At 70.3% G+C, this 18,026-nt stretch carries 21 protein-coding genes; 14 read left to right on the top strand and 7 right to left on the bottom strand.

From position 1 onward, the window contains the following. The first annotated feature begins 135 nt into the window (after positions 1-135). The 4 genes from ABT297_RS28790 (at position 136) to ABT297_RS28775 (ending at position 2,452) form a co-directional block, all read left to right on the top strand. The gene (locus ABT297_RS28790) at positions 136-936 is read left to right on the top strand and encodes a sigma-70 family RNA polymerase sigma factor (protein WP_350555217.1); all 801 of its coding nucleotides are present in this window, start codon (positions 136-138) and stop codon (positions 934-936) included. A gap of 6 nt (positions 937-942) precedes the next feature. Next, positions 943-1,227: a mycothiol system anti-sigma-R factor gene (rsrA, locus tag ABT297_RS28785; RefSeq protein ID WP_350555215.1), complete on the top strand. Its 285-nt coding sequence runs from the start codon at positions 943-945 to the stop codon at positions 1,225-1,227. A gap of 494 nt (positions 1,228-1,721) precedes the next feature. Further along, positions 1,722-1,937 carry a biotin/lipoyl-binding carrier protein gene (locus ABT297_RS28780; RefSeq protein WP_350555213.1) on the top strand — a complete coding sequence of 72 codons (216 nt, stop codon included), beginning with the start codon at positions 1,722-1,724 and terminating at the stop codon, positions 1,935-1,937. Positions 1,938-1,942: 5 nt separating this feature from the next. Further along, a complete protein-coding gene (locus ABT297_RS28775) occupies positions 1,943-2,452 on the top strand; it encodes a GNAT family N-acetyltransferase (RefSeq protein ID WP_350555248.1) in 510 nt (169 codons plus the stop codon). Here ABT297_RS28775 and ABT297_RS28770 read toward each other — a convergent pair. After that, positions 2,390-3,256: a TetR/AcrR family transcriptional regulator gene (locus tag ABT297_RS28770; RefSeq protein ID WP_350555211.1), complete on the bottom strand. Its 867-nt coding sequence runs from the start codon at positions 3,254-3,256 to the stop codon at positions 2,390-2,392. The genes ABT297_RS28775 and ABT297_RS28770 overlap by 63 nt on opposite strands. A gap of 96 nt (positions 3,257-3,352) precedes the next feature. Here ABT297_RS28770 and ABT297_RS28765 point away from each other — a divergent pair, with 96 nt between their 5' ends. Then, positions 3,353-4,921, top strand: coding sequence for an MDR family MFS transporter (locus ABT297_RS28765; RefSeq protein WP_350555209.1), 1,569 nt, complete (start codon positions 3,353-3,355; stop codon positions 4,919-4,921). A 142-nt stretch (positions 4,922-5,063) separates the two neighbouring features. Continuing rightward, the gene (locus ABT297_RS28760; protein WP_350555246.1) at positions 5,064-6,092 is read left to right on the top strand and encodes an SIS domain-containing protein; all 1,029 of its coding nucleotides are present in this window, start codon (positions 5,064-5,066) and stop codon (positions 6,090-6,092) included. Here the strand turns inward: ABT297_RS28760 and ABT297_RS28755 are convergent. Next, on the bottom strand, positions 6,067-6,516 hold the full coding sequence (locus ABT297_RS28755; protein ID WP_350555207.1) for a hypothetical protein: 450 nt from the start codon (positions 6,514-6,516) through the stop codon (positions 6,067-6,069). The two genes, ABT297_RS28760 and ABT297_RS28755, sit on opposite strands and share 26 nt — an antisense overlap. Positions 6,517-6,539: 23 nt before the next feature. Between ABT297_RS28755 and ABT297_RS28750 the strand changes: the two genes are divergently transcribed. The 4 genes from ABT297_RS28750 to ABT297_RS28735 all read left to right on the top strand — a co-directional run bounded on the left by ABT297_RS28750 (position 6,540) and on the right by ABT297_RS28735 (position 11,799). Beyond that, positions 6,540-8,036, top strand: coding sequence for a sensor histidine kinase (locus tag ABT297_RS28750; protein ID WP_350555205.1), 1,497 nt, complete (start codon positions 6,540-6,542; stop codon positions 8,034-8,036). A 392-nt stretch (positions 8,037-8,428) separates the two neighbouring features. Then, on the top strand, positions 8,429-10,120 hold the full coding sequence (locus ABT297_RS28745; protein WP_350555203.1) for a nitrite/sulfite reductase: 1,692 nt from the start codon (positions 8,429-8,431) through the stop codon (positions 10,118-10,120). Positions 10,121-10,354: 234 nt separating this feature from the next. After that, positions 10,355-11,080 (top strand): phosphoadenylyl-sulfate reductase, encoded by a 726-nt coding sequence (locus tag ABT297_RS28740; RefSeq protein ID WP_350555201.1) that lies wholly within the window; start codon positions 10,355-10,357, stop codon positions 11,078-11,080. After that, positions 11,077-11,799 carry a sirohydrochlorin chelatase gene (locus ABT297_RS28735; protein WP_350555199.1) on the top strand — a complete coding sequence of 241 codons (723 nt, stop codon included), beginning with the start codon at positions 11,077-11,079 and terminating at the stop codon, positions 11,797-11,799. The genes ABT297_RS28740 and ABT297_RS28735 overlap by 4 nt, the downstream gene beginning before the upstream one ends. Before the next feature lie 156 nt (positions 11,800-11,955). Here ABT297_RS28735 and ABT297_RS28730 read toward each other — a convergent pair whose 3' ends face one another. Together ABT297_RS28730 and ABT297_RS28725 are read right to left on the bottom strand one after the other, a co-directional pair. Continuing rightward, complete coding sequence (locus ABT297_RS28730) at positions 11,956-12,213, bottom strand: WhiB family transcriptional regulator (protein WP_190257048.1); 258 nt, start codon at positions 12,211-12,213, stop codon at positions 11,956-11,958. A gap of 380 nt (positions 12,214-12,593) precedes the next feature. Further along, a complete protein-coding gene (locus ABT297_RS28725; RefSeq protein ID WP_350555196.1) occupies positions 12,594-13,532 on the bottom strand; it encodes a diacylglycerol/lipid kinase family protein in 939 nt (312 codons plus the stop codon). 87 nt (positions 13,533-13,619) lie between these two features. Between ABT297_RS28725 and ABT297_RS28720 the strand changes: the two genes are divergently transcribed. Both ABT297_RS28720 and ABT297_RS28715 read left to right on the top strand, forming a co-directional pair. Further along, positions 13,620-14,027 (top strand): hypothetical protein, encoded by a 408-nt coding sequence (locus ABT297_RS28720; protein ID WP_350555193.1) that lies wholly within the window; start codon positions 13,620-13,622, stop codon positions 14,025-14,027. A 53-nt stretch (positions 14,028-14,080) separates the two neighbouring features. Next, positions 14,081-14,773, top strand: a complete 693-nt coding sequence (locus ABT297_RS28715) for a FadR/GntR family transcriptional regulator (protein WP_350555191.1) — start codon at positions 14,081-14,083, stop codon at positions 14,771-14,773. Between the two features lie 146 nt (positions 14,774-14,919). Here the strand turns inward: ABT297_RS28715 and ABT297_RS28710 are convergent, their stop codons facing one another. The 3 genes from ABT297_RS28710 to sodN form a co-directional block, all read right to left on the bottom strand. After that, positions 14,920-15,348 carry an ATP-binding protein gene (locus ABT297_RS28710; protein WP_350555189.1) on the bottom strand — a complete coding sequence of 143 codons (429 nt, stop codon included), beginning with the start codon at positions 15,346-15,348 and terminating at the stop codon, positions 14,920-14,922. A gap of 26 nt (positions 15,349-15,374) precedes the next feature. Then, complete coding sequence (locus ABT297_RS28705; RefSeq protein WP_350555187.1) at positions 15,375-15,863, bottom strand: GNAT family N-acetyltransferase; 489 nt, start codon at positions 15,861-15,863, stop codon at positions 15,375-15,377. A 68-nt stretch (positions 15,864-15,931) separates the two neighbouring features. Beyond that, the gene (gene sodN / locus ABT297_RS28700; protein ID WP_350555186.1) at positions 15,932-16,336 is read right to left on the bottom strand and encodes a superoxide dismutase, Ni; all 405 of its coding nucleotides are present in this window, start codon (positions 16,334-16,336) and stop codon (positions 15,932-15,934) included. Between the two features lie 69 nt (positions 16,337-16,405). Between sodN and ABT297_RS28695 the strand changes: the two genes are divergently transcribed. Next, on the top strand, positions 16,406-16,720 hold the full coding sequence (locus ABT297_RS28695; protein WP_350555244.1) for a S24 family peptidase: 315 nt from the start codon (positions 16,406-16,408) through the stop codon (positions 16,718-16,720). Positions 16,721-16,851: 131 nt separating this feature from the next. Continuing rightward, entirely contained in the window at positions 16,852-18,009 is a 1,158-nt protein-coding gene (locus ABT297_RS28690) for an NAD(P)-dependent malic enzyme (protein ID WP_350555184.1), read from the top strand. Positions 18,010-18,026 lie beyond the last annotated feature (17 nt).

Raw genomic sequence — 18,026 nt, 5'->3', positions numbered from 1 at the left:
GGCAGGCCGGGTGGTTTCCCGGATGATCTTGTCGGCCGGGCGTAATGCCCATCACGTGGAATGGGCTCGCACGGCCGGTTGTTACACCGGGCGTGCGGCGCTGCCGACGGCGCCGTCTGTGGAGGGAAACCCAGCGTGGCAACACTTGAGCGCGACGATCTGCGGATCCACGAGCTGCTGTTCAGCCCGGCCTGGCCAGCGACGACCGACGCGGAGCCCGATCCGGCCTGGCAGCCGATCGCTCGGGAGCGTTTGATCGGCGCCACAAACTCAGAACTCGCACAGAAACTCGGCGTATCCTCGGCGGGACGGTCGAGGGTGGGAGTCGCACGAGTGGTCAGCAGCGAGAGCGCGGAGCAGCAGCGCATCCGGTTTGAGCATGATGCGCTGCCCTTCATCGATCAGTTGTATGCGGCCGCCCTGCGGATGACGCGCAACCCGTCGGACGCCGAAGACCTGGTGCAGGAGACGTTCCTGAAGGCGTTCGCCGCCTTCCACCAGTTCGAGACGGGCACCAACCTCAAGGCCTGGCTGTATCGCATCCTGACCAACACCTACATCAACTCCTACCGGCGCCGGCAGCGCCAGCCCGTCCAGGCGCCGACGGAGGAGATCACCGACTGGCAGCTCGCCGAGGCGGAGTCGCACACCTCCAGCGGCCTGCGTTCGGCCGAGACCGAGGCCCTGGACCGGCTCCCCGACTCCGACGTCAAGGAGGCGCTGCAGTCGCTTCCCGAGGAGTTCCGCCTCGCCGTCTATCTGGCCGATGTCGAGGGCTTCTCGTACAAGGAGATCGCCGACATCATGAACACGCCGATCGGCACCGTGATGTCACGCCTGCACCGCGGACGGCGCAACCTGCGCCGGCAGCTCGAGGCTTATGCTGCCGAGCGAGGGTTCACCCGCACCCAGTCCGCTGAGCCGAGCGAGGTCTGAGATCCGATGAGCTGTGGAGACCCGCACGAAACCGACTGCAGTGACGTCCTCGCCGAGGTGTATCTCTACCTCGACCTGGAGTGTGCAGACGACCGGCGCGCGCTGATCCGGGAGCATCTCGACGAGTGCTCGCCGTGCCTGCGGGAGTTCGGCATCGAGCAGGAGGTCAAGGCTCTCGTGGCCCGCTGCTGCGGCTCCGAGCTGGCCCCGGTCGAGCTCAAGGCCCGCCTCCGCGCGAAACTCTCCGAGTTCGTCGTCAACGCCGATTCGCGAGAGCTGCGCCCGGACTAAGCTAAGAGCGACCGTCAATTGGCTGGCAGCGCCAGTCCGCCGAGCAAAGTCTCCGTGGTCATGCGTCCGGCGCCCACAGCGCGCGGGTTCTTCATGATCACGGAGCGAACGTGCTGCCGCTTGAGCATTTTTACTCCGTGATCACGGCGAACATGATGGTCGGGCGACGCAGATCGCAGGCACGGGCTGCGCCGCCCGAACTCGGCTTCTCGCGATGCCAAGCGCCCATGACGGTCACTCCAAGGCCCGTCTCATAGCTGAGGCGGGGCTGCGGCTGGCCCAGATTCCGCCTGGCGGCGTCCCGCGCAAGCCCGGTCACGACACCGGTAGCCCGGCTCCGCGGGCCATCACCAGACGAGATCTGGACTCCGCCTCGCCGCCTCAGGCCCATCGCGAGCAGCGGGTCCGGACGGAGGCCTCGGTCGCTACCCGCGCGAACGCGTTTCGCACCGATATGCTGCGAGCGCAAGCAGCAGCCGCGAAGGGAGACCGGGATGGCCGACGAGGTCCGCGCCGAGATGGTGGCAAACGTCTGGAAGATCACCACCGAGATCGGCGCCGAGGTCACCGAGGGCGACACCCTGGTGATCCTCGAGTCGATGAAGATGGAAATCCCGGTCCTGGCCGAGTCCGACGGCACGATCAGCCAGATCGCCGTCAACGAGGGCGACGTGGTGCAGGAGGGCGACCTCATCGCCGTGATCGGGTGACGGCTTTGGGCCTCCTCGTCCGGCCGATCGAGCCGGGCGACCATGACGACGTCTCGCGGCTGACCATCGAGGCCTACCGCGCCGACGGCCAGCTCGAGACGGCCCCCGAATACGCCACCGTCCTCGCCGACGTGGCCGGCCGGGCCGCGGCGGCCGACGTGCTGGTGGCAACGGCCGGCACCAGCGGGGCGGTGCTCGGCGCGGTCACGTTCGTCCTGCCCGGCGGGGCCTATGCCGAGGTCTCCCGGCCCGGCGAGGCCGAATTTCGCACGCTGGCGGTCGACCCGGCCGCCCAGCGCCGCGGTGTGGCCCAGGCGCTGGTGCAGGCGTGCATCGACCGGGCGGCCGCGCTCGGGTGCCGCGCCCTGGTGATCTGCACGCGCCACGACAACGACGCCGCGCTCGCGCTCTACGGCCGGTTCGGCTTCCAGCGCGACCCGGACCTCGACTGGTCACCGGTGCCGGGCGTCGAGCTCCTCGGCCTGCGCCTGACGCTTCCCGTCCTCGCCAAATAGCGCCTCGCTCAGCTCGTCGACCAGGGCGTCCTCGAGACCGCCGGCGAGGCCCGCCGCGTGCTCACCGCGGTCGTCAGCTGCGTCTTCGCCGTCGCGGCCCGCGGCCCCGTCGCGTCGCGTCGCTTCAGGGTCGTCCGCCGCGGTCCCCGAGGCCGTCGGTGAGCCGGCCGGCGCGGAACCGATCCGATCCGCGGAGCCCATCAGCTCGGTCGCCACCTCCAGCGCCGCCTCCCGCTGCTGTTCCAACGTGCCCGGCCGCTCCCGCAGCAGGAACCAGCTCGCGTGGATGGCGAAGATCGCCATCGCCCGCCGCAGCTGCTGGGCCAGCGACTCCTCCGGGTCGGTGAGCAGCTCGAAGACCCGGATCATCTGCTCGCGCAGCCGTTTGCCCGCCGGCAGCGTGTTGATCAGCGTCTGGTTGCGCTCGAAGAACCGGATCACCTTCTCGTGCGTGAACTGGTCGTGCAGGGTCGCGTAGCGCCGGATGAACTCCAGCCGCGTGCTGGTGTCGCGCGGCCGTGCGGCCGCCCACTCCAGCAACCCGTCGACGGCGTCGATGCGCTCCTCGATGAGGCTGGCGACGATGTCGTCCTTGGTGGGGAAGTGGTAATACAGCGCCGCCTTCGTCACGCCCAGCTTCTCGGCGATCTCGCGCAGCGACGTCTTGTCATACCCGTCCTCGATGAACAGGTCGAGCGCCACCCGCTGGATGTGGGCACGCACGCCCTCGCCATCCGATTCGCCCGTGCGGATCCGGTTGCGGCCGCGGACGATCCGGGCGGCGGTCTGATCGGTCTGTTCCATCACGTTGATCCTACTTGACGCTCGGCTAGTGACCAGCTTACCGTGCGGCTAGTAAGTTTACTAGCCGGTCGACAGGTAAGTTCGGGGGCAGGGAGAATGTCCGAAACAGAAACAACAGCGCAAAGCGCCGACGAAGCGGCGCGACGCACGATCAAGGCCGTCCTACCAGGGCTGCTCATGGCCATGATGCTGGCGATGCTCGACAACGTCATCGTCGGCACCGCGATGCCACGCATCGTCGGCGACCTCGGCGGTGTCGACCACCTGTCCTGGGTGGTCACCGCGTACGTCCTCGGCACGACCGTCTCGACCCCGCTGTGGGGCAAGCTCGGCGACCTCTACGGCCGCAAGACGGTCTTCCTCACCTCGATCGTGCTGTTCCTGATCGGCTCGATGCTGTGCGGCGTCGCCCAGAGTATGCCCGAGCTCATCGGCTTCCGCGCGTTCCAGGGGCTCGGCGCCGGCGGGCTCATCGTCGGCGCGATGTCGGTCATCGGCGACCTGGTCTCGCCGCGCGAGCGCGGGAAGTACCAGGGCCAGTTCGCCGCCGTGATGGCGGTCGCGATGGTCGGTGGCCCGCTCATCGGCGGCTTCATCACCGACCACGCGAACTGGCGCTGGGCGTTCTTCGTCAATCTGCCCCTGGGCGGCGCGGCGCTGGTCCTGCTCGCGCTGCGGCTGCACCTGCCGAAGCGGCGCACCGAGCACCGCATCGACTGGCCGGGCGCGTCGCTGCTGTCCGTCGGGGTGACCTCGCTGGTGCTCATCACGACCTGGGGCGGCGGCCAGTACGCCTGGGGCTCGGCGCAGATCCGCGGCCTCGCCGTGCTGGCGGTGCTCGCGCTGGCCTTGTTCGTGCTGGTCGAGCGCCGGCATCCGGAGCCGATCGTGCCGCTGGGCATCTTCGCCAACCGCAACTTCACGCTGGTGGCGCTCGTCGGCTTCCTGGTCGGCTTCGCGCTCTTCGGCGCGGTGACCTTCCTGCCGTTGTATCAGCAGATCGTCCAGGGCGCCTCGGCGACCAACTCCGGGCTGCTCCTGATGCCCATGATGGGTGGCATGCTGGTGACGTCGCTGGGGGTCGGGCGGATCATCACCCAGACCGGGCGGTACCGCATGTTCCCGATCATCGGCGGCGTGGTGATGGTCGGCGCGATGGTCCTGCTGGCGCAACTCGACGCGCACAGCTCGAAGCTCGAGTCCGGCGCGTTCATGGCCGTGCTCGGCCTGGGCCTGGGCTTCCTGATGCAGACGTCGATGCTCATCGCGCAGAACAGCGTCGAGATCAAGGACCTCGGCGTGGCCAGCAGTACCTCCACGTTCGCCCGCTCGATCGGCGGCGCGTTCGGTGTCTCCGCCTTCGGCGCGATCTTCAACCACCGGCTGCACGCGCTGCTCGGCGAGCGGCTGGGCACCGAGGCCGCGAACCGCATGGCCAGCGGCGGCGGGGGCGCCCGGATCGACCCGGCGTCGATGTCGCAGCTGCCCGCCCCGGTGCGCGCGGCGGTCGTCGACGCGATCGCCGGCGCCACGTCGAGCGTGTTCCTGTGGGCCACCGTGGCCGCCGCGCTCATCCCGGTGCTGGCGTTCTTCATCCGCGAGGTCGCACTGCGCGGCGGGCCGTCCGAGCAGCCCGAGCGCACACTGATTGCGCAGGAGGGCTAGTTTCGCGCAACCCCTGCGCGAAGTTGCCCATGAAACTGGCGTTCGGTGCGCGAAACTGCCAAGCTATGAGCAGTATCGCGCACCGAACGCCAGTTTCGCATGAACTGAGGGGTATCCATTGACCGAGCAGCCCGGCGCCGGGATGAAGGCCGACATCGCCGAACAGCCGGAGGTGTTCGCTCGCCTGCTCGACGAGCGCGCCGGCCAGATCGCCGAGGTCGCGGCGAAGATCGCGCAATGGCGCCCGCGCAGTGTCGTCTTCACCGCGCGCGGCACCTCCGACCACGCGGCCCTCTACGCCGCCTATCTCACCGAGATCCGGCTCGGCATCCCCGCCGGCCTGGCCAGCCCGTCCGCGACGACGGTGTACGGTGCCCGCCCCGACCTGCGCGACACGCTCGTCGTGGGGGTCAGCCAGAGCGGCGGCTCGCCCGACCTGCACGAGGTGCTGCGGGTCGCGCGTGAGCAGGGCGCGCACACCCTGGCCGTCACGAACAACCCCGAATCACCGCTGGCGCAGGTGGCCGAGCTGCACATCGACGTCGTGGCCGGGCACGAGGTGGCGGTCGCCGCGACGAAGACGTACACCGCCGAACTGCTCGCCCTGCTCATGCTCGTGGAGAGCGTGCGCGGCGGGGGTGCCCTGCCCGCCGAGGAGCTCGCCGAGCTGCGCAAGCTGCCCGACCTCGCGCAGGCGCTGCTGGCCGACGAAACCGCCGTCGACCTCGCCGCGCGGTACCGCTTCGCCGCCCGCCTGGTCACCACCGGCCGCGGCTACGCGTACCCGACCGCCCGCGAGGCCGCGCTCAAGCTCATGGAGACCTGCTACCTCGCCGGCCTCGCGTTCTCCGGCGCCGACCTGCTGCACGGCCCGCTCGCGATGGCCGACCCCGACGTGCCGGTGCTCGCCGTGGTCGGCAACGGCCCGGCCGGCGCGTCGATGCGCGACGTGGTGGCCCGCCTCGGCGAGCGCCGGGCCGACACGGTCGTGTTCGGCCCGAGCGCGGTCGAAGGCGCCAACGGCTGGGTTCGCACTCCCGAGGTCGACGAGCGCTACGCCCCGCTGCTGGACATCCTTCCGATGCAGCGCCTGGCGCTGTCGCTGGCCCTGCTGCGCGGCGAGGACCCGGACGCGCCGCGCGGGCTCAAGAAGGTGACGACGACGCTGTGACCGGCGACACCGGGATCACCGCCGGGCTGCCCTCGCGCAGCGGCTTGGTCTGAAACGTCACGGCCGGGCGGTCGCCGACCATGACGACGTAGGCCGCCCGGCCGCCGGAGAGGTCGCGCAGCTCGAAGGCGAAGTTGCACCGGTACCCGTCCGGCTGCTGCGCCAGCACACCGCTGGCCAGCGTGGTGGCGGCGATCGGGTGGCCGTCCGTGTCCGCGACGCGGACCTCGCCGCCCTGCACGATGTCCGGGACCGAGGCCGGCGCCTGGCACGGGGTGCCGGTCACGCCCGTAGCGGCGCCGGCCACGCTGACGTAGCCGTGCAGCAGGAACCCGTCGGGCTTGCTCGTCTCGTCGTGGCGGCCCAGCCAGCCACAACCGCCGATTGAGAGCACCAACAGCAGGGGAAGCACCAGTCGCCGCACCGGGCAACCTTAGTCTTGTCAGCGTGTCGACCCTGCGTGACCTCGTCGAGGAACACACCAGCCTCGAGCCCGACGACATCGAGCACCTGCACCGGCTGGCCGGCGACTGGCAGATCGTGTCGGACCTCAGCTTCGCCGACCTGCTGATGTGGGTCCCCATCGAGGCGCGGGGGGAGTACATCTGCGTCGCCCAGGTGCGCCCGACCACGGCGCCGACGGCCTACCAGGACGACCAGGTCGGACGGATCGCCGGCGGCCCCGAGGTCGCGCACCTGGCGATCGTGCGCCAGCAGGGCCGGATCTGGCGGGAGGGGGACCCCGTCTGGTACGGCGACATGCCCGCCCGCCACGAGGCGATCCCGGTGCGCCGGCGGGGGCACGCCAAGGTCATCGCTGTGCTCGGCCGCGACACCAACCTGAGCACGGCCCGCACCCCGGCGCAGCTGGAGCTCAACTACCTGACCACGGCCGACGACCTGGCCCAGATGATCGCCGACGGCAGCTGGCCGCCGCCGCGCCACCCCGGCGAGACCACCAGCGCGCCGCGCATCGGCGACGGGCTGGTGCGCCTGGACGCCACGGGCAAGGTCACCTACGCCAGCCCGAACGCGCAGTCGGCGTACCGCAGGCTGGGACTCGCCGCCCACCTCGTGGGCGAGAGCCTGGCGGAGATCACCGGCCGGCTCGTCGACGACCCGCTCGAGGGCGCCGACGCGACGGACCGGATCCAGTCCGCCCTGCACGGCGAGGCGCCGGCCCGCAAGGAGCTGGAGGCCCGCGGCGCCAGCGTGCTCATGCGCGCCCTGCCGCTCATACCGGCCGGCGTGCCGATCGGTGCGCTCGTGCTGGTGCGGGACATCACCGAGGTACGCCGGCGGGACCGGCAGCTGATGACCAAGGACGCGACGATCCGCGAGATCCACCACCGGGTCAAGAACAACCTGCAGACGGTCGCCGCACTGCTGCGGCTGCAGGCCCGCCGCGTCGGGGTGCCGGCCGCGCGGCACGCCCTGGAGGAGTCGGTACGCCGCGTGGCGTCCATCGCCCTGGTGCACGAGACGCTGTCCATGTCGTCGGAGGACTCCGACGAGGCCGTGGAGTTCGACGGCATCGTCGACCGGGTCGCCGCGGCGGCCGTCGAGGTCGGCGCGACCGGCTTCCCCGTCGCGGTACGCCGCGAGGGCGACTTCGGGGTGCTGCCGGCCGAGATCGCCACGCCGCTGGTCATGGTGCTCAACGAGCTGTTGCAGAACGCCGTCGAGCACGCGTTCGAGCCGGCTGCGCCGCAGTCGCCCGAGGTCGTCGTGTCCGTGCACCGGTTCCGCAAGCAGCTGCACGTGACCGTCGCCGACAACGGCCGCGGGCTGCCCGAGGGCTTCGACCTCGACGCGAGCGAGCGGCTGGGCCTGCAGATCGTGCGCACGCTTGCGACGGGGGAGCTACGCGGCACGATCGAGCTGCTGGCGCGGCCGGACGGCGGCACCGAGGCGGTCATTGTGGTACCGCTGGCGAAGCGATGAAGTCAACCGGAGTGTGGGACGGCGACGCGGACGCGCCCGCCGATCCGCGCAATTCCGGTCTGCAATCCCTATCGGCTGAGTCTTATTTCCGTTACCGCTTCGTGAAATCGCTATGAGAGAACCCTCACGCGGGCGTGGCGTAAGGACCGCTCTCCGTGGAAGACTGCACACCATGCACGCTGCTTCTCTGCGGCTCGTCAGCCGCCGACACGTCGACTACGGTCGCGTGCGCAGCGCCATCTGTCCGGTCTGCTGAACGCCGCCCGCTGAATTTTTTCCCGGGTGCGCGACTTCGCGCCGGAGCATTTCATGACATCGACGTCATCCGTTATCGGCATCTCCGACGACGGCGGCGCTTGCTCGCGTGCTCACAATCCTGAGAGGACGCCGACATGTCGGTGAACACCGTCCGCGGACGTGGTGCGGCCGGTGGGCGCCCTCGTGGTGAAGGGCAGTGGGCCCTCGGCCACCGCGAGCCGCTCAACCCGAACGAGCGCAGCAAGAAGGACGACAACCCGCTCAACGTGCGGGCCCGCATCGAGAACATCTACGCGCACGGGGGCTTCGACTCCATCGACCCGGCCGACCTGCGCGGGCGGTTCCGGTGGTTCGGGCTGTACACGCAGCGCCGCCCCGGCATCGACGGCGGGCGCACCGCCGTGCTCGAGCCGGAGGAGCTCGACGACCGTTACTTCATGCTGCGCGTCCGCAGCGACGGCGGGCAGCTCTCGCTGGCCCAGCTGCGCGCGATCGCCTCGATCTCGCAGCGCTTCGGCCGCGACACCGCCGACGTCACCGACCGGCAGAACATCCAGCTGCACTGGATCGAGATCGAGAACGTGCCGACCATCTGGTCGGAGCTCGAGGCGGTCGGCCTGTCCACCACCGAGGCGTGCGGCGACACCCCGCGCGTGATCCTCGGCAGCCCGATCGCGGGCGTCGCGGAGAGCGAGATGCTCGACCCGACCGAGGCGATCACCGAGATCAACCGGCGCTTCGTCGGCGATCCGGAGCTGTCGAACCTGCCGCGCAAGTTCAAGTCATCGATCTCGTGGCTCGCCGACACCCCGTACGAGGCGAACGACATCTCGTTCGTCGGCGTCATCCACCCGGAGCACGGCCCCGGCTTCGACCTGTGGGTCGGCGGCGGTCTGTCCACCAACCCGATGCTCGCCAAGCGGCTCGGTGCCTGGGTGCCGCTGCACGAGGTGCCGGAGGTCTGGCACGGCGTCGTGAAGGTCTTCCGCGACTACGGCTACCGCCGGCTGCGCAGCCGCGCGCGGCTGAAGTTCCTGGTCGCCGACTGGGGCGCGGAGCAGTTCCGGCAGATCCTGGAGAACGAGTACCTCGGCCGCCGCCTCGTCGACGGCCCGTCGCCGGAGCTGCCGGAGAAGCCGATCGACCACGTCGGCGTGCACAAGCAGTGGGACGGCAAGTACTACGTCGGGGCCGCCCCGATGGCCGGGCGCAGCTCGGGCACGCAGCTGGCGAGGGTCGCGGATCTGGCCGAGCGCTACGGGTCGGACCGGGTGCGGCTCACGCCGTACCAGAAGATCCTGATCCTCGACATCGAAGAGTCGCAGACCGAGTCGCTCGTGCGGGACCTGCAGGAGATCGGCCTGGAGCCGCGCCCGTCGGTCTGGCGGCGCAGCACGATGGCCTGCACCGGCATCGAGTTCTGCAAGCTCGCGATCGTGGAGACCAAGGCGCGCGCCGCCGAGCTCATCGAGCACCTCGAGAAGAAGGTCGCCGAGCTCGACGCCGACATCTCGATCCACCTCAACGGCTGTCCGAACGCCTGCGCCCGCACGCAGGTCGCCGACATCGGCCTCAAGGGCATGCTGGTGCGCGACGACAGCACCGGCGAGATGGTCGAGGGCTTCCAGATCCACCTCGGCGGCGGCCTGGGCATGGCCCAGGGGCAGAACGCCGGCTTCGGCCGGAAGCTGCGTGGCCTCAAGACCACCGCCGTCGACCTGCCCGGCTACGTCGAGCGGGTCGCGAACCACTACCTGGCCGGGCGCGAGCCCGGCGAGTCCTTCGCCCTCTGGGTCATGCGCGCTCCTGAGGAGCAGCTGCGATGAGCGAACGAAGTGAGCGAATGATGACTCAGCGTGACTTGGAGCCTCATGCCGCCGGGGAGCGAAGCGAGTCGGCGGCATGAGCGAGCGGATGGCGCCGCTGTACTGCCCGTACTGCGGCGAGGAGGACCTCAGACCACACGAGGACTCGCACGGCGCATGGGAGTGCCGCGGTTGCGCGCGGGTTTTCTCACTGAAATTCCTGGGACTGGCGGCTAAGGCGTTGGAGGCCAAGCGATGAGCACAGCCACGGTCGGGAGTGCTGCCCGAAGTACACAAGAGTCGATCGAACTGGCGAAGGCCGCCTCGGCCCGCCTGGAGAACCAGCCGGCCGAGAAGATCATCGAGTGGGCCGCCGCCCAGTTCGGCGACCGGTTCGCCGTGACGAGCTCGTTCGCCGACGCCGTGCTCGCGCACGTGGTGTCGCGGGTCGTGCCCGGGGTGCCGGTCATCTTCCTCGACACCGGCCTGCACTTCGCCGAGACGCTGCGGGTGCGCGAGATCGTCCAGCGCACGCTGCCCGTGACGGTCCGCTCGATCCGTCCCCGCCAGACGGTCGCCGAGCAGGACGCCGAGCACGGCCGGCGGCTGTACGCCCGGGACCCCGACGAGTGCTGCTACCTGCGCAAGATCGAGCCGCTGGAGCGGGCGCTGGAGGACTACGACGCGTGGGCCGCGGGCCTGCGCCGCGACGAGTCGCCGAGCCGCGCGAACACGCCGATCGTGAGCTTCGAGCAGGCCCGCGGCAAGTTCAAGGTCTCCCCGCTGGCGCAGTGGACGCAGGCCGACGTCGACGCGTACATCTCGCGTCACAACGTGCCGGTGAACGCGCTCATGCGCCAGGGGTACGCCTCGGTCGGCTGCTGGCCGTGCACCCGGCGCACGCCCCCGGGCGGCGACCCGCGCGGCGGTCGCTGGCCGATGTTCGACAAGTCCGAGTGCGGCCTGCACACGTCCGGATGACCGCGGTACTCCTCGTGGCCCACGGGTCCTCGGACCCCAGGGCGGCCGCGGCCACCCGTGCCCTGACGCGGGCGGTCGCGGCCCAGCGGCCCGGCCTGGACGTGCGCTGCGCGTTCCTGGACCACGCCGGCCCGCGCCCCGGCGAGCAGCTCTTCGCCTTCTCGGCACTCGGCCACACGCGGGCTGTCGTCGTGCCGTTGCTGCTGACCTCCGCCTACCACGGCCGCGTCGACCTGCCGGCGGTGCTCGACCGCGCCCGCGTCGACGGCCTGCGCATGGACGTGATGACCACCGCCGTGCTCGGCGAGGGCACGCCGCCGCTGCTGCTGGCCGCGCTGCGCCGGCTGCTGCCCCCGATCGCGTACGACGGGGTCGTGCTCGTCGCCGCCGGCACCCGCGACGACCTGGCCCGGCACTCCGTGGATGTGGCGGCGGGGGCCCTAGGGGCGTCGCTGGGCGTTCCGTGCCACGCTGCCTATGCCTCGGGGTCCGCCGTGACCGGCGCGGTCGCCGTGGAGGCGCTGCGGGCCCGCGGGTGCTCGCGGGTCGCGGTCTCGTCGTACTTCCTCGCCCCGGGCCGGCTACACGACATCGCCGTGGACTCGGCGCTGGCGGCCGGCGCGCTGTCGCCGGTCGCGCCGCCGCTGGGTGGCAATCTGGATGTCGCCCGCCTGGTGATGTCCCGGATCGGCTCGTTCGGGCTCGTACGGGCCGCCTGAGCCCGTTTCCGGGCCGCTTTCTTGCCCACGGCCGGCAACCATTACGTGGCACGTCACGGTTACCATCGCCGGCCGCCTGCTGAGTGCGGACACAGCAACGCCCCGGCCGGTTCGGCCGGGGCGTTCGTCGTCTTCGTTCGGGAAGGTTTCTTGGGCTCAGGCGGAGTGAGCGCGGACCCGGAGGCCGCCGCGCCGCTTCATCAGGCGACGCTCATCTTCGCTCATTCCGCCCCAGACGCCTGCGTCCTGACCGGAGTCGAGCGCCCACTGCAGACACTCGCTGGTCACGGAGCAGCGCTGGCAGACCGCCTTCGCCTGCTCAACCTGCAGCAACGCCGGTCCGGAAGTTCCAATGGGGAAGAACAGCTCCGGGTCCTCGTCGCGGCAGAGGGCATGGTGGCGCCAGTCCGACATGGCGGCAACACTCCTTGTTTTTTTCGCGGGTCGTTGTTGATGATTTCCCTATATGCATCTCATGCACGGTTCGGCTAGGCGGAGCCTGAAGACCCGTAACATGTGTGCGGGCAACGCTCAGTGGTCGTTTCGCTTGTGAATGCTTTCACGAACTCCTGCGATGTCAAGGGGTCTCAACCAAAAAAATCCAAGTCGGTGAGCAAGCTCACGCGTCTTTTGTCCGGTTTTGTGGTGGTTAGAGGCCCCGGATCGCAACAGTCAGTGACCAATGTAGTACGGTTTAGTCAACGACCGAGAGGCTTTCGGGGATGCGGCTGCGGTGTCCCTCTCGCGACTCTCTGCAACTTTCCCCCCTTCGGTGGCTGATCGCCGGGGGTGACTCAACACACTACGCGTAACGCCCCCGGTACGGACGCGAAATCCAACTTGTCGACCTCGCCGAGGTACTCCCCGTCAACCTGGAAAGCGATCGGTTTGGCGGCGGTCAGAGTGAACCCTGGCAGATCGTGCAGCTGAACGACGTGTTTCCCCTTCGCCTCGTGGCGGTTCGACAGGATTTGCGCGACGGTGCGGGTGGTGCCGGCGACCTGCAGCACCCGCAGACCGAGCACGTCGAGACCCGTGTCGAACGAGGCACGCGGATTCGGATTCACGGGCCGCTCGCCGATGTAGGTCCACGGCGCCGTGTTCTGAACCAACATCCACGTTAGCCCGGCCTGGACCGATTCGCCCGGTAGCTCGACCGTGAGGAGCGGCACGCGCCGATTCGTCGCGGCGAACTGGCCCATCGTGGCGCGGAAGTACAGCCACGGCGTGGAGGTGGAGCCCTTGTGGCGGGCCTGGTCGACGCGGCGCACGATCTCGGCGTCGATGCCGAGGCCCGCGCAGAACGTGAAGTACCGATCGTCGGCCCGGCCGAGCCTGATGATCCGTTCGCGCCGGTCTCGCAGCGCCTCGAGGATCGCGCCGGTGCCCTCGGCCCAGTCGCTCGGCAGCCCCAGCGCCCGGGCGAAGACGTTGGTCGAGCCGCCGGGCACGACAGCCAGGGCGGGCCGGTCGTGGGCGCGATCCGCGGCCGGCCCGGAGTCGAAGGTCATCAGACCGTTGACGGCCTCGTTCACGGTGCCGTCGCCGCCCAGGGTGACCAGGAGGTCCAGGCCATCCCGGGCGGCACCCCGGGCGAGGTCGGCCGCGTGGCCCCGGCGCTGCGTGTAGACGACGTCCAGGTCGACCTGGCTGCGCAGGGCCCGCACCAGGATGTCCCGGCCGCGTTCGGTGGTGGTCGTGGCGTTGGGGTTGACCACCAAGAGCGCTCGCATGGGCGGCACTGTACCCGCTTCCCAGCGCGATAAGGTTGTAGCCGCAAAAGCCGGTGAAGGTGTACCTCGACCAGGAAGGACGCGCAGGTGAGCGGGACGGCGGCGACCGATACAGCGCCCGAGCGGAGCCCGGCGACCCTGCGCTGGGCGGTCCGGTTGCTACTTCTGGAGGGGGCCGGTCTCACCGCGCTCACGCTCCTGCTGGTGTATCTCGATCTGACATCGACCTGGACCGCCGCCAGGATGGCGCTCTCGTTCACGGTCTACCTGGCGTTGATGGCCGTGCTGTTCATCGGCATCGGCGTCGCCCTGCACCGCCGCCAGCGCTGGGCCCGCGGCCCGGGGATCGTCACGCAGATGCTGCAGATGCCGATCGGCTGGACCATGCTGAACAACGGCCAGCCGTGGATCGGAGCCCCGCTCTTTCTGCTCGGCCTGACCGGCGCGGTGCTCCTCTTCGCCCCGTCGACCCGCATCGCGCTCGGAGTGCGCTGACCCCGGCGTTGCCCGGTCACAGACCGCTCTCGTTTGCTCTACGCTCAGGTGTCGTGACGGTCGCTCCTGCCTACCAGGTCCTCGCCGAGCGCATCCGCGACGACATCATGTCCGGCCAACTGCGCCCCGGCGAGCGCCTGCCGGCCGAGCCGCAACTGTGCGAGCAGTCGGGCCTGAGCCGCTCGACGGTCCGCGAGGCGCTGCGCCTGCTCAGCAGCCAGCACCTGATCGTCACCATGCGCGGCGTCAACGGCGGCAGCTTCGTCGCCGAGCCCGATGCCCACGTGCTCGGCGACAGCCTCTCCGACGGCGTCGGCCTGCTGCTCGCCAGCGGCGCGGTGACCGGCGAAAACTTCCTGGAGATACGCCGGATGCTCGAGGTACCGGCGGCCGGCCTCGCCGCGTCCAGGCGCAAGCCGCACCACCTGGCCGACCTCGAGCGTGCGATGTTCGACCCGGACTTCGACGACCTCGAACGCCGCATCGAGGCGCACTCGGCGTTCCACCTCGCGGTGGCCGCGGCGACGGGCAACCCGCTGCTGAGCCTGGTGGTGCGCCCGCTCTACAACATGTCGGACCGGTACGCGGTGGAGGCGGCGCCGCCCCCGTTCTGGTGGGCGGTGGACCGCGACCACCGGGCATTGCTGGCCGCGATCCGCGACGGCGATGCGGCGCTGGCGATGGAGCTGGCCCGGGCGCACATCGACAACATACGCCTGGTGGACCGCGTCACGATCCCGCTGTGACACCTCCGCGACGGCCGAGCCGGCCGGGCCTGATCGGGCTGGACCGGCACGGTCGACGCGGCGGACAACGCGCGGACAAGCCGGCAAGCTCGGACGCCGGTGCGGGCCGCCGAACGACCCCGGACCGCAGGCCGAGGGCGCGCCGGTCAGGAGGGGCGGCGCTTCGTCAGGCGGATGCCGGCCTGATGCCCGTCGACCGTCGCCGAGACCTCGTCGGCCAGCGCGCTCAGCACCTGCCACGCGAAGGACTCGCCGGCCGGCAGGCGCTCGTCCGGAGAGCCCAGCGGCACGGTCGTGTAGACGGTCAGCGCGTCGTCCGTGACCGTGAAGCGGCACGAGAGCTCGACCGTGTCGCCCAGTTGGGGCGTGTCCGCGGCGACCGCCAGCAGCATCGCGCACGCCTCATCGACCGCGATCCGCAGGTCTTCGATCTCGTCCAGCGTGAAATGCAGGCGCGCGGCCAGGCCGGCCGTGGCCGTGCGCAGCACGCCCAGGTACGCGGGCGATGCCGGCACCGCGAGCAGCACCACGTCGTCGGCGTCGGCGCCGGACCTCTTCGATACGACCTGAGTCACGCGACTGAACCCCCTCGGAGGCGACTCTACGACGTCAGCGCAGCCGATGACGCGGCGAGTTCGGCCAAGGGCGCCCCGCTGAGGCGGTACGGCACCCACTCGGACTTCGGCGCGGCACCCAGAGCGCCGTAGAACTGCCGGGCCGGGTTCCAGTCCAGCACCGCCCACTCGAGCCGCCGGTACCCGCGCTCGACGCACACCGCGGCCAACGCGGCCACCAGCGCCTTGCCGGTCCCGGTGCCACGGGCGGACGGGCGCACGTAGAGGTCCTCGAGGTAGATGCCGTGCAAGCCCTCCCAGGTGGAGTACGTCAGGAACCACAGCGCCATGCCCACCGGCGTTCCGGCGTCCTCGGCGACGTGGCAGAACACCGCCGGCGACGAGCCGAAGAGCGCCGCGGTCAGCTGTTCGGGCGTGAGGTGGCACTCGTCGCGGGCACGCTCGAACTCGGCGAGCTCGTACACCATGTCGACGAGGTGGGGTACGTCGTCGATGCGGGCGGGGCGGATGGTCAAGGAGCGCTCCACGGAAAGCGTCGCCCCCACCCCGCGGCTGCGGGATGGGGGCTAAGGGCCTAACAGGCTCAGGCCTGCTTGGTCTCCCAGAAGATCTTTGCGATCTCGTCGATCTTCGCCAGGAGCTGCTCGGCGACGGACGGGTCGGCCGAGCCCTTGGCGCCGGAGGCGCCGGCGAGCTTGGTCGCCTCGTTGAAGAGGCCGTGCAGCTGCGGGTACTTCTCGAAATGGGCGGGCTTGAAGTAGTCGGTCCAGAGCACCCACAGGTGATGCTTGACCAGCTCGGAGCGCTGCTCCTTGATGATCAGGGCGCGGGTGCGGAACTCGGGGTTGTCGTTCGCCTGGTACTTCTCAGAGATTGCCTTGACGGACTCGGCCTCGATTCGGGCCTGCGCCGGGTCGTAGACACCACACGGCAGGTCGCAGTGGGCGCTCACCACGGTGCGCGGGGTGAAAAGCCGCGACAGTCGCATCGAACCCTCCAGGGTGATTTGCGATGATCCTCAGTGCTGACCCTACTCCTATCCACGTTCGGGGATTTCATGCGCCTGCCGTGGTTTACGGCACTCGTGTCGGGACCTTCCATGGTGCCGACGCTGCGCTCGGGGGACCGGATTCTGGTGCGGCGCACCGGAAACGCCCGTGTGGGTGACCTTGTGGTCGCGGTCTTTCGCAGCCGGCCCGATCTGCTCGTCGTCAAACGGGTGGAACGGGTGGACGGCGACGGGTGGTGGGTCGTGGGGGACAACCCCTTCGGCAGTGATGATTCTGCGCGGTACGGTCGAGCGGACGTCATCGGTCGTGTGACATTTCGATGGTGGCCACAACCGATGCGCTTCCGGCGCGTGCCAGGCTAAGGTGATGCGGGACACGGGCGACCCCCGCCGCATTCGCAGATTCTCTCGCGCTTTCACCCCGCGCCGCGCGTACTTCCTGTATCACAAGCCGTGGCAAAGGAGCCCTCGTGCTTACATCCGTGTCAGATTCCGTGTCTGATCCCGTCTTCGACCTACACAGCGGCGGCAAGCTGTCGGTGCAGTCGACCGTCCCGCTGTCCACGCGCGAAGATCTTTCGATGGCCTACACGCCGGGTGTGGCCCGGGTGTGCGAGGCGATCGCCGCCGACGAATCCCTCGTTCACCAGCTCACCTGGGTCGGCAAGGCCGTCGCCGTGGTGACCGACGGGTCGGCCGTGCTCGGCCTGGGCAACATCGGCCCCCGCGCCGCGATGCCGGTGATGGAGGGCAAGGCGGTGCTCTTCAAGCAGTTCGGCGGCGTCGACGCGGTGCCGATCTGCCTGGACACCCAGGACCCCGACGAGATCGTGCGAATCGTGACCGCACTGGCGCCGTCGTTCGGCGGCATCAACCTGGAGGACATCTCCGCTCCGCGCTGCTTCGACATCGAGCGGCGGCTCGAGGAGACGCTGCCGATTCCCGTGTTCCACGACGACCAGCACGGCACCGCGATCGTGGTGCTCGCGGCGCTGCGCAACGCCGCCGCGGTGCTCGGCCGGAGCATCGGCGACATGCGCATCGTGGTGAGCGGCGCGGGCGCGGCCGGCGTCGCCGTGACCCGGATGCTCATCAACGGCGGCGCGGACGCCGGCGAGATCATCGTGCTCGACTCGCGCGGCTGCCTGCACGCCGGCCGCACCGACCTCAACCCGGTCAAGGCCGCGCTCGCCGCCGAGACCAACGCCTGCGGCGTGACCGGCGACATCGCCTCCGCGCTGCGCGGCGCCGACGTGCTCATCGGTGTCTCCGGCGGCACGATCGGCGAGGCCGCGCTGGCCGGCATGGCCCCCGACGGGGCGATCTTCGCGCTGGCCAACCCGACGCCCGAGGTGCACCCGGAGATCGCGGCGCGGTATGCCAGCGTCGTCGCGACGGGCCGCAGCGACTTCGCCAACCAGATCAACAACGTGCTGGCGTTCCCGGGCATTTTCCGCGGCGCGCTGGATTCCGGCGCGACCCGGATCAGCAACGGCATGAAGGTCGCGGCGGCGACGGCGATCGCCGAGGTGCTCGGCGCGGGCGAGCTCGCGCCGGACGCGATCGTGCCGAGCGCGCTCGACCCGCGGGTGGCCCCGGCCGTGGCGGCCGCGGTCGCGGAGGCGGCCCGGCGCGACGGCGTCACCCGTTAACGAGGGTTAAGGTCACG

Origin of the sequence: Dactylosporangium sp. NPDC000555 (assembly GCF_040300025.1) — a bacterium.
Lineage (GTDB): Bacteria > Actinomycetota > Actinomycetes > Mycobacteriales > Micromonosporaceae > Dactylosporangium.
Note: the sequence above shows the minus strand (reverse complement) of the source record. Positions and strands in the feature narration are given on the sequence as shown.

Coding starts and splice junctions, on each gene's coding strand:
- rsrA (WP_350555215.1), top strand. CDS start 943: ATGAGCTGTGGAGACCCGCACGAAACCGACTGCAGTGACGTCCTCGCC.
- ABT297_RS28780 (WP_350555213.1), top strand. CDS start 1,722: ATGGCCGACGAGGTCCGCGCCGAGATGGTGGCAAACGTCTGGAAGATC.
- ABT297_RS28770 (WP_350555211.1), bottom strand. CDS start 3,256: ATGGAACAGACCGATCAGACCGCCGCCCGGATCGTCCGCGGCCGCAAC.
- ABT297_RS28765 (WP_350555209.1), top strand. CDS start 3,353: ATGTCCGAAACAGAAACAACAGCGCAAAGCGCCGACGAAGCGGCGCGA.
- ABT297_RS28760 (WP_350555246.1), top strand. CDS start 5,064: ATGAAGGCCGACATCGCCGAACAGCCGGAGGTGTTCGCTCGCCTGCTC.
- ABT297_RS28745 (WP_350555203.1), top strand. CDS start 8,429: ATGTCGGTGAACACCGTCCGCGGACGTGGTGCGGCCGGTGGGCGCCCT.
- ABT297_RS28740 (WP_350555201.1), top strand. CDS start 10,355: ATGAGCACAGCCACGGTCGGGAGTGCTGCCCGAAGTACACAAGAGTCG.
- ABT297_RS28735 (WP_350555199.1), top strand. CDS start 11,077: ATGACCGCGGTACTCCTCGTGGCCCACGGGTCCTCGGACCCCAGGGCG.
- ABT297_RS28730 (WP_190257048.1), bottom strand. CDS start 12,213: ATGTCGGACTGGCGCCACCATGCCCTCTGCCGCGACGAGGACCCGGAG.
- ABT297_RS28725 (WP_350555196.1), bottom strand. CDS start 13,532: ATGCGAGCGCTCTTGGTGGTCAACCCCAACGCCACGACCACCACCGAA.
- sodN (WP_350555186.1), bottom strand. CDS start 16,336: ATGCGACTGTCGCGGCTTTTCACCCCGCGCACCGTGGTGAGCGCCCAC.
- ABT297_RS28695 (WP_350555244.1), top strand. CDS start 16,406: ATGCGCCTGCCGTGGTTTACGGCACTCGTGTCGGGACCTTCCATGGTG.